This is a genomic window from Ideonella sp. (genome assembly GCF_036277275.1).
Classification (GTDB): Bacteria; Pseudomonadota; Gammaproteobacteria; order Burkholderiales; family Burkholderiaceae_C; genus Ideonella.
On record NZ_DASUNH010000130.1, the window covers coordinates 1 to 5,159 of the forward strand.

At 64.2% G+C, this 5,159-nt stretch carries 3 protein-coding genes and 2 pseudogenes; all 5 read right to left on the bottom strand.

The window, feature by feature from the left end; all coding sequences use genetic code 11:
• Nucleotides 1-196 (bottom strand): annotated as a pseudogene (locus tag VFY73_RS22450) (UDP-3-O-(3-hydroxymyristoyl)glucosamine N-acyltransferase); the annotation flags it as partial.
• Nucleotides 193-699, bottom strand: a complete 507-nt coding sequence (locus VFY73_RS22455; protein WP_414654511.1) for an OmpH family outer membrane protein — start codon at nucleotides 697-699, stop codon at nucleotides 193-195. The pseudogene VFY73_RS22450 and the gene VFY73_RS22455, both read right to left, overlap by 4 nt.
• A complete protein-coding gene (gene bamA, locus VFY73_RS22460) occupies nucleotides 699-2,981 on the bottom strand; it encodes an outer membrane protein assembly factor BamA (protein ID WP_329722978.1) in 2,283 nt (760 codons plus the stop codon). Before bamA ends, VFY73_RS22455 begins: the two co-directional genes overlap by 1 nt.
• A 67-nt stretch (nucleotides 2,982-3,048) precedes the next feature.
• Nucleotides 3,049-4,410: an RIP metalloprotease RseP gene (gene rseP / locus VFY73_RS22465; protein WP_329722980.1), complete on the bottom strand. Its 1,362-nt coding sequence runs from the start codon at nucleotides 4,408-4,410 to the stop codon at nucleotides 3,049-3,051.
• 12 nt (nucleotides 4,411-4,422) lie between these two features.
• Nucleotides 4,423-5,159: pseudogene (locus VFY73_RS22470) on the bottom strand (1-deoxy-D-xylulose-5-phosphate reductoisomerase); the annotation flags it as partial.

Genomic DNA, 5,159 nt, shown 5'->3' on the forward strand with positions numbered 1-5,159 from the left:
TGTCCAGCAGCGGTTTCAGGCGGGCCTGCGCCAGAAAGCTGATGGTCGTGGGGTTGGCGGCCTCCAGCGGGCCGATGCGTTCGACGAGGCGCTCACCGTCGCCACGCAATTCGCCGCCAAGCGCGGCGGCGATATCGGCCAGGCGGACAGCAAGGGTCTCGCCCGGCCGCGAAGGCATGGTCAGTCCGCCATTCACTTGCCGGCGTTCAACGCGTCCACCACCTTCTTGGTGATGTCCACGCGCGGGCCGGCGAAGATGACTTCCTGCAGGATCAGGTCGTACTTTTCCTGTTCGAAGATCTGCTTGATGACCTTGTTGGCACGCTCGACGACGGCCGACAGCTCTTCGTTCTTGCGCTGGTTCAGGTCTTCCAGCAGCTCGCGGCGCTTGCGCTGGAAGTCGCGATCCTGGTCAGCCAGATCGCGCTGGCGACGGGTGCGCTCGGATTCGGGCAGCGTCGGGCCTTCCTTCTCCAGCTTTTCCATCGCACCGCGCAGGCGGTTGCCCTGGTCGGCCAACTCCGTTTCGCGCTTCTTGAACTCGGCTTCCAGCTTGGCCTGGGCGGCCTTGGCCGGTGCAGCTTCGCGCAGAACGCGCTCGCTGTTGACGTAGCCGATCTTCAGCTCCTGGGCATGAATGCCAGCGGCCAGAGACAGGGCCGCCGCAGCGACGAGGGTTTTGCTAAGCGACATGATCATCAAAAGGCCGTTCCGACTTGAAACTGGAAACGTTGGATTTTATCGCCCCTGAAGGAGCGCAACGGTGTACCGTAACTGAGTTTCAGCGGGCCCACTGGCGAAATCCAGCTCAGGCCGAAGCCCGCGGAGGCTCGCAAGTCCTCCAGCGAGCCGGACTGCCCGAGTTCCTGGCGCTGTCGCAGCGTGCCGGCAGAATCTTCACGCCACACGTTGCCCGCATCGGCGAACGCGAAGATCCGCAATGACTTGTCGTTGCCCGATCCCGGCACGGGGAAATACAGCTCGGAGTTCAGGTTCAGCTTCTTCGAGCCGCCATCCTTGGCACCGGTGATGTCCGTGCCGCCGAACGAACCGGACTCGAACACCCGCACCGAACCCAAGCCGCCGCCATAGAAATTCTTGAACACCGGGTAGGGTTTGCCGCTCAGGCCATAGCCGGCCCCCACTTCGGCATTGACGCCCAGTGTCAATTTGCTGGTCAGCGAGAAGTACTGTTGGTACTGCGCATTCAAGCGCGCGTAATGCACATCGCCCGCGACGCTGAAGTCCAGGTTGACGCGCTGATAACGCCCCTTCGTGGGAACCAGGGGGTTGTCACGCTCTTCGCGCGCCCAACCCACCGTCAACGGCACGCTCAACGCGTGGTTGCCAAACGTGTGGACGAAATCACTGTAGCTTTGCGGAATGCCTTCGTCCGTACCGATGATCGTTTGCTCGACACCGACGCCGAAGAACACCGTGTCGTACTCGGTGAACGGCACGCCGAACCGCACGGCCGCGCCGGGCGTGGCCAATTGATAGGCCTGGGCCAGACTGTTCAGCGGCTTGGAGGTGCGGTAGTAGACGTCCACCGCCCGCGAGACACCATCGTCGGTGAAGTACGGGTCGACCGTGCTGACCACCAAGTTACGGGTGAGCTTGCTGGTGCTGACTTCCAGGCCCAGGTAGTTACCGGTGCCGAAGACGTTTTCTTTCTTGATCGAACCGGAGAACGACAGGCCCGCGGTCGAGTAGCCGGCCGCCAGCTGCAGGCTGCCGGTCTGCTTCTCTTTCACGTTCAGCACCAGGTCGACCTGATCGGGCGAACCTGGCACTTCCTGGGTATCGACGGTCACTTCTTCAAAGTAGCCCAGGCGTTCGACCCGATCGCGCGAGAGCTTGATCTTCGCGCTGTCGTACCAGGCCGATTCGAACTGGCGAAACTCGCGGCGCAGCACTTCGTCGCGGGTGATGGTGTTGCCGGCGATGTTGACGCGGCGCACATTCACACGCACGCCGGGGCTGCCCTGCAACACGATCACCACCTGACCGGTCTTGCGGTCGATGTCTTGCCGCGGTTCGATGCGGGCGAAGGCGTAGCCGTAGGTGCCGTAGAGATCGGAGAAGGCACGCGTCGTCGCCGTGACCTCGTCACCGCGGTACGGCTCGCCCGGGCTGATCACCACGCGCTTCTTGAAGTCTTCTTCGCGGCCCAGGTACTCGCCTTCGAGCTTCACGCCAGCCACCGTGTAGGGCTGGCCTTCTTCGATGCCGATGGTAATGCTGATTTCTTGCTTGTCCGGCGAGATCGTGACCTGGGTCGTCTTGACGTCGAACTCCAGGTAGCCCTTGTTCAGGTAGTAGGCACGGATCTTCTCGAGGTCGGCGTTCAGCTTGGCGCGGGAGTAACGGTCCGACTTGGTGTACCAGCTCAGCCAACCACCGGTGGTCAGATCCATCAGGTCCAGCAGCGTCGATTCGCTGAAGGCCTTGGCACCCTCGATGCGGATGGCGTTGATCTTCGCGACATCGCCTTCGACCACGGTGAAGGTGATGTTGACGCGGTTGCGCTCGATCGGGGTGGCGGTCGTGACCACCTCGGCACCGTACAGGCTGCGCGTCAGGTACTGGCGCTTGATTTCCTGCTCGGCGCGGTCGATCACAGCCTTGTCGTAGGGCTGGCCTTCGGAGATGCCGTTCTCTTTCAGCGCCTTGGCCAGCGTGTCCTTGTCGAACTCGCGCAGGCCAATGAAGTTCACCGAAGAGATCACCGAACGTTCTTCGACGACGATGACGACCACCTGGCCTTCGATGTCGATGCGCACGTCCTTGAACAGGCCGGTCGCAAACAGCGCGCGCAGCGCGGCAGCACCCTTGTCGTCGTTGTACTCGTCGCCGATGCGGAACGGCAGCGCACCGAACACGCTGCCGGGGTCACCCCGCTGCAGGCCTTCGATACGGATGTCGTCGATCTTGAAGGGTTCGACAGCCCGAGCAGATGTCGCGACCGTGGCAGCAGCCATCAGGGCCACGTACGCAGGAACTGGACGCAGCGAGGTCAAGGCAAAGGGAAATGGCATCGGGAGGGTGTCACTGCAGGCCCAGCATGCGGGCCACGTCGTTGGAGAGAGCGATGGTCATCATCAGCAGGAGTACGAAGGCCCCACTGCGCTGCAGCCATTTGAGCCACAGATCCGAGACCGGTCGACCGGTCACGCCCTCGAAAAGATAATACATCAGGTGCCCACCATCGAGCATCGGCAGCGGCAGCAAGTTCAATATCCCGAGGCTGACACTGACCATCGCGAGGAAGTCGAGGTAGTCGCTCAGGCCGTGCTGGATCGACTGGCCCGCATAGTCTGCGATCGTCAATGGCCCGCTGAGGTTGCGCAGCGAGGCCTGGCCGACCAACATGCGGCCCAGCATCTTCAGACTCATGCCGGCCATCTCCCAGGTGCGCTCGACACCACGGACCAGGCCATCCCACAAACCGAAGCGAACGTTGGTCAGGCGCACCGGCCCACCCACCGGGGCATCGATGCGGCCGAAGGTCTTGCCGCCTTCGGTCACGGCGCGCGAGGAAACATCGAGCTCGACACGCTGGCCCCCACGTTCGACCACCCAGTGCATCGGCACCACGTCGCCGGTCGGGTGCGCGCGGATCCGATCGATCAGGCCCTGCGCGTCGACCACCGGCACGCCGTCGATGCTCAGCACCAGGTCGCCGGCGCGCACGTCGGCCTTTTCGGCCGGGCCGCCCGCCGTCGGCCGGCCCATCACGGGCGGGCGGAAAGGCACGCCGATGCCGATGCGCTGGAAGGTGCTGGCGTCGATGTCCTGTCCGGCCAACGTCGACAGCCGCAAGGTCAGCTGGCGGCGGTGGCTGCCGTCCGAATCGCCGACCTGCAGTTGCAGGTCCTCAGCCTGCAATGCAGCCTGCGTCACCTGCCGCAACAGGTCGCTCATGGATGTGACGTCTTCCCATTCGCCGGCCTGGGTGGCGCTGGCCTGCACCCAGTCGCCAGCGGTCAAGCCTGCTTCGGCCGCCAGCGTGCGCGCCGGTGGCGTCGACACGATGGCCATCGGCACGTCATTGCCCCACCAGTTGGCACCGGCATACAGCAGCACCGCCAACGCGAGGTTGGCGACCGGACCGGCCGCAATGACGGCGGCCCGCCGGCGCAGCGGTTGGGCATCAAATGCCTCATGGGCCCGCTCGGCAGGGAACGGCTCCCCGTGCCCGAGCATCCGCACATAACCGCCGAGCGGAATGGCTGAGATGGTGAACTCGGTGGCATCGGGATGGGCCTGGCGACGCCAGATCACCTTTCCGAAGCCGATCGAGAAGCGCAGCACCTTGACGCCGCACCAGCGCGCCACCTTGTAGTGGCCGTATTCGTGCACGACGATCAGGATGCCGAGCGTGAGCAGGAAGCCAAGCACCATGTTCATGGTCGATGGCCCTCAGCGCTGCAGGCTCTGCACCCGCTGACGGGCGCTGTCGCGCGCCTGGCGGTCCAGGTCGAGCAGGTCTTCAATCGGTGCGTCGAGCGACAGGCGCGGTGGCAAGGCTTCCAAAGTGTCCGCATTGATGCGGTGAATCGCATCGAAGCCGATGCGCCGATCCAGGAAGGCCGCCACGGCCTCCTCGTTGGCCGCATTGAGCACCGCAGTGCTGCCATGCGGGCCGTGCAGCGCATCCCACGCCAGGAACAGGCCCGGGAAGCGCGCGCGCTCGGGCGGCTCGAAGGTCAAGGCGCCCAGCGACAGGAAATCCAGCGCATCGGCGCCCGATTCGATGCGCTCAGGGAACGCCAGCCCGTACGCAATCGGCACCCGCATGTCGGGCGTGCCCAATTGAGCCAGCACCGACTGGTCGCGGCACACTACCATCGAATGAATGATGCTCTGCGGGTGGATCACCACCCTCACCTGCTCCGGCGTCAAGTCGAACAGCCAACGCGCCTCGATCACCTCGAGCGCCTTGTTCATCATCGTGGCGGAGTCGACCGAGATCTTGCGACCCATGACCCAGTTCGGGTGCGCGCACGCCTCTTCAGGCGTCACACCAGCCAGCGAAGCCGGGTCACGCCGGCGGAAGGGGCCACCCGATGCGGTCAGCACGATGTGGTCGATGCGCTGCTTCCATTGCGTGCGGTCTTCGGGCAGGCATTGAAAGATCGCCGAATGCTCGCTGTCGA